This window comes from Candidatus Rhabdochlamydia sp. W815 (assembly GCF_018642185.1).
GTDB classification, from domain to species: domain Bacteria; phylum Chlamydiota; class Chlamydiia; order Chlamydiales; family Rhabdochlamydiaceae; genus Rhabdochlamydia; species Rhabdochlamydia oedothoracis.
The window spans coordinates 1-4,036 of record NZ_JAAVTY010000125.1 but is presented as its reverse complement, the minus strand read 5'-3'; the positions used below and the strand labels follow the sequence as shown (position 1 = coordinate 4,036).

The window sequence follows — 4,036 nt, the reverse complement described above, 5'->3', positions numbered from 1 at the left end:
TTGAGATTTGAAAAAATCTCGTTTATATTGGAGAGTTTAACCTACTCCGTTTAAGGAGCAACCCCTTCTTTGTGTGCAATTATGGCATGTATATCATTATGCCTTAATGAGAAGATTTTAAACAGGCTCTTAGGAAAATCCAGGCTTTTTATCGAAAAGATACAGGTTTTCCGAGCCTGTGCTATCAAATCCTGCTTGAGATACTTCTTCTAAGATGGCAAGAACTCTCTCTTTTGCAATACATGAGTTGTCTTTAGATAAAAAGCGTAGACGCCATTGATCAATACAAAAGGTCTCTGACTGTCCATCGGGCCAGATTTTGACCCCTCTATTACTGATCGTTTGTAAGGCAAGCGCATTCCATTTATTGGCGGTAAGTGCTTTAGTGGGATTTTTATCAGCATAGGTGAAAACATCGACACCAACAAGCTCTCTTTGAACAGAAATAGAATGAGAATGAGCATGAACGGCTTGAAACTTATTCTTATTTTGATAGGTAACCGGGGTCAAATACTGTGGTTTCTCACCTAAGAATTTGATTACTTGTGAGGCAAATTCTTGTGTCCCCATTTTATGCTTACTAACCCCTTCTTTAAAGATGTCATATGTGTGAAAACCTTCTTCTATTGTTTTCAACCATGCATTATGGATCCTTTCTGCTAATAGAGTCTCTTCCAAGTAAAGCAGCATTAGGACGCTTCCTAAGAGAAGAGCAGAAGGATTTGCTACATTTTGTTCAGCTCTTCTTGGAGCAGAACCGTGAATTGCTTCAAACATCGCACCTCTATCACCGATATTTGCAGAGCCTGCAATGCCAATCGATCCAGAAATTTGAGCAGCTACATCAGAAAGGATATCTCCATAAAGATTGGGCATAACAATGACATCGAATATTTCCGGAGTATCAGCTAATTTAGCAGCCCCAATATCTACAATCCAATGCTCATTCTGAATGTGTGGATATTCTTTTGCAATTTCATCAAATACTTTATGAAATAATCCATCTGAGAATTTCATGATGTTATCTTTTGTAAAGCAGGTCACTTTTTTTCGATTGTGATGAGAGGCATATGCAAAAGCATAGCGAATGATTTTTTCTGAACCAGGACGAGAAATTATTTTAAGCGATTTATACACATCCGGCGTTTGACGATATTCAATGCCCGCATATAAATCCTCTTCATTCTCCCTTACAATAACTACATCCATCTTAGGGTGTTTTGTAGTGATAAAAGGTGCATAAGAAATGCATGGACGTATATTTGCATACAATCCTAAAGTAGTACGAATAGTTACGTTTAAGCTTTTAAAACCGCCTCCTTGTGGAGTAGTAATAGGTGCTTTTAAAAAAGCTTTTGTATGACGTAGTATTTCCCAGGAATTATATGCAATTCCTGTTAGAATACCTTTATTGTATACTTGTTCTCCTATTTCAATAGAATGGATATCTAAAGGAGCACCAGCTTCTTGTAGAATATGTAAGGTGGCTTTCATGATTTCAGGTCCAATTCCATCACCATGGGCTACTGCTATAGGAATTTTTTTGCTCATTCTTACCTCAATTAAAAAGCTTTCTTTTACGGCTTTTTTTTGAAGACTTCAAGCAAAAATAGGATTTGCATATACTATCAAATACACAAACACAAAAGTTTTTATGCAAGAAATACAAGAAATCCTTAGTCGGCAGAAACAATATTTAGCGCATTACTTTACCAATTTGCCTTTGGAGCAGCTGCAAAAAGTCATCAAGCAATGTAGCAAAGTGTCAGGGTTATTGGTCCTTACAGGCGTTGGAAAAAGTGGAATTATTGCTGAAAAAATTGCAATGACGCTTATTTCTACAGGAACAAAAGCATTGTACTTTCCTCCCACTAATTTTTTACATGGAGATATAGGGATCTTATCAGAGAAGGATCTGCTTTTATTATTTAGTCGCAGTGGAGAAACAGAAGAGTTACTACATTTGGTCCCTTTTGCTAAAAAAAGAAAAACTTTTATTGTAGCAGTTATTTCTCATCTAAACTCCCGCCTTTCTCGTTTAGCTGATTTATCTATTTATTTGCCTGTTGAAAAAGAATTATGCCCTTTTAATTTGGCTCCAACTACTTCTACAATGGTGCAATTATTATTCGGAGATCTTCTAGCTATTTCTTTGATGCATAAAAACCAATTTGATCTTATCAAGTATTCTCTTAACCATCCTGCTGGTTCGATTGGTAAAAAGGCGACATTAAAAGTAGGAGATTTGATGTTTCGCAATCAAGCTATCCCCTTAGCAGATCCTTCGGATAAACTCATTGATGTTTTATTTGAACTGTCTGATAAAAAATGTGGAGCGATTTTGATTGTAGATGAGAAAAAAAAACTGCTAGGTATCTTCACAGATGGAGATTTACGAAGGGCTTTGCAGGTAAGGGGCACTTCTGCTCTAGAGCAACCAGTGAGGGATTTAATGACAAACTCTATTGTAGTCGTAAATCAAGATCTGCTTGCTTGGGATGCGCTGGCTCTCATGCAAAAAGATCCAAAAAGGTATATCACGATTTTGCCTGTTGTGTTAGACGATCGTACCGTAATAGGTATTTTACGCATGCACGATATCGTTCAAGCAGGAATTGCTTAAAAATTATTAATTTTGTTTTATCAAGGAGCTTTAAGAAAATGGAATGTTTTCTGATTGTAGTTGTTTTTGCCTTGGGGTATTTAGCAATTATTTTAGAGTATTATATCAGGGTGAATAAAACAGCTGTTGGACTGCTTATCGGCGCTATTTGTTGGACGATTTATATGTCATGCAAAAATTCGTCCGACTTATATGATTTGGGCCATCACATCTCAGAAATTTCACAAATTATCTTCTTTTTAATCGGAGCTATGACGTTAGTGGAGCTTATTGATTCTCATCGTGGCTTTAAGATCATTACCGATAGATTAAGGACAAGATCTAAAAGAAAAATGTTATGGATCATTTCAGCCGCTTCGTTTTTTCTTTCCGCGGTTCTCGATAATTTAACTACAACTATTTTAATAGTCTCCTTGCTACGCAAATTAATCCCTGATAGAAAAGAGAGGTTTCTCATGGTTTGCATTGTCGTAGTTGCTGCAAATGCAGGGGGGGCCTGGACTCCAATTGGAGATGTTACAACCACAATGCTCTGGATCAATGGTCAACTTTCTAGCTTTGCTGTTATAAAAGCTTTAATTATCCCATCAATTATCTCATTATTCCTTCCTCTTATTTGGTATTCTCTAAAGTTAAAGGGAAAATTTGCTTCTGGTGATTTGCAAAAAGTAGAGCCTGATGAACCTGGCGCTAAAGTTGTTTTTTGTTTAGGAGTAGCAGGTTTAATTTTTGTGCCTATTTTTAAAGGACTAACAGGCCTTCCTCCTTTTATGGGAGTGATTTTAGCTTTGTCTGTTTTATGGATTGTTACAGATCTAATGCACTATCCACATGAAGAAAGAAAGCATTTGAGGGTACCTCATGTGCTTACTCGAGTAGATACTTCAGGGGTATTGTTTTTTTTAGGAATTTTGCTATCCGTAGCGGCTCTGCAATCTGCTGGGATGCTAAAAATTGTAGCGGAGTGGTTAAATAAAATAATTGACGAACCAGCTCTGATTGCTACTTTATTAGGCATTTTTTCTGCAATTATAGACAACGTTCCTTTAGTTGCAGCTACAATGGGCATGTATCCATTGGAAGTATTCCCAATGGATTCTTCCTTTTGGCATATGATTGCCTACGCAGCTGGAACAGGAGGTAGTATTTTAATCATTGGCTCATCAGCAGGTGTTGCCATTATGGGTATCGAAAAAATTGATTTTCTCTCTTATGCTAAAAAAATGAGTATTCCTGTGGGGGTTGGTTATCTAGTAGGCATGGCGAGTTATTTAATACTCAGACCTCTTTTAGCTTAAATTCAAAGACATTTATATTTTTTTTCTTTCTATGAAAAAGCAAAAAAAAGCGAGAAAAGGAATTGCGAAAAAAGGAGTATATTATGTATGTTGTTTACTTCCTTAGGCGCAAAGC

3 protein-coding genes are annotated in these 4,036 nt (G+C 36.6%); 2 read left to right on the top strand and 1 reads right to left on the bottom strand.

The window, feature by feature from the left end:
* Window positions 1–129: 129 nt before the first annotated feature.
* Window positions 130–1,551, bottom strand: a complete 1,422-nt coding sequence (locus tag RHOW815_RS07215; protein ID WP_215217643.1) for an NADP-dependent isocitrate dehydrogenase — start codon at window positions 1,549–1,551, stop codon at window positions 130–132.
* Between the two features lie 103 nt (window positions 1,552–1,654).
* Between RHOW815_RS07215 and RHOW815_RS07210 the strand changes: the two genes are divergently transcribed.
* Together RHOW815_RS07210 and nhaD are read left to right on the top strand one after the other, a co-directional pair.
* On the top strand, window positions 1,655–2,623 hold the full coding sequence (locus tag RHOW815_RS07210) for a KpsF/GutQ family sugar-phosphate isomerase (RefSeq protein ID WP_215217642.1): 969 nt from the start codon (window positions 1,655–1,657) through the stop codon (window positions 2,621–2,623).
* 38 nt (window positions 2,624–2,661) lie between these two features.
* Window positions 2,662–3,921 carry a sodium:proton antiporter NhaD gene (gene nhaD, locus RHOW815_RS07205; protein ID WP_215217641.1) on the top strand — a complete coding sequence of 420 codons (1,260 nt, stop codon included), beginning with the start codon at window positions 2,662–2,664 and terminating at the stop codon, window positions 3,919–3,921.
* Window positions 3,922–4,036: the final 115 nt, after the last annotated feature.